The sequence below is a fragment of the Methanomassiliicoccales archaeon genome, assembly GCA_014361295.1.
In the GTDB taxonomy this organism is placed as follows: domain Archaea; phylum Thermoplasmatota; class Thermoplasmata; order Methanomassiliicoccales; family JACIVX01; genus JACIVX01.
In genome coordinates this window covers 1-543 of sequence record JACIVX010000123.1, presented here as the reverse complement: position 1 = coordinate 543, position 543 = coordinate 1, and the positions used below count along the sequence as shown (strand labels likewise).

The 543-nt window shown below is 65.0% G+C and carries 1 protein-coding gene; it reads left to right on the top strand.

Features of this window, described 5'->3' with window-relative positions; translation table 11 throughout:
• Positions 1–543 (top strand): hypothetical protein (locus H5T41_11515; GenBank protein ID MBC7109387.1); only part of this gene is annotated, 543 nt, incomplete at both ends.

Below are 543 nucleotides of genomic sequence, written 5' to 3'. Positions count from 1 at the left end.
GGCGGCTCGAGCAGCTCAGCCACAAAGACGTATGAGTACCGCCAAGCCAAGATCGAGCTCACCCCAGGTTCGGATACCAACGAAGTGGGCGAGAACCACATCATCACCGCCACCGTGTGGGTCTGGAACGGAGCAAGCTGGGTCGTGCCCCCGAACGGCGGCTCGGTCACGTTCTCCATCGCCTCAGACACCACCGGCACCGCGACGATCGTGAGCACAAACCCCGCCGCGATCGTGAACGGCCAAGCCCAGGTGACGATCCGGGCCACGAAGCCCGGCCTGGTCAAGGTCCACGCCCTGGCCGATGTTCTCGGCACCGGAACGGTCACCGCCGAGACCGGGGTTGGCTCAAGCAGCCCTGATGCGGAGAAAACCTACGAGTACCGCCAGGCCCGGATCCGGTTGAGCCCACTTGCGGATACCAACGAGGTCGGGGAAAGCCACACGTTCACGGCCACGGTGGAGGTGTACGTGGTGGGGACGGGGTGGGTCGCCGCTCCCGATGGGACCCCGGTCACGTTTAGCTTTGTCTCGAACCCGATC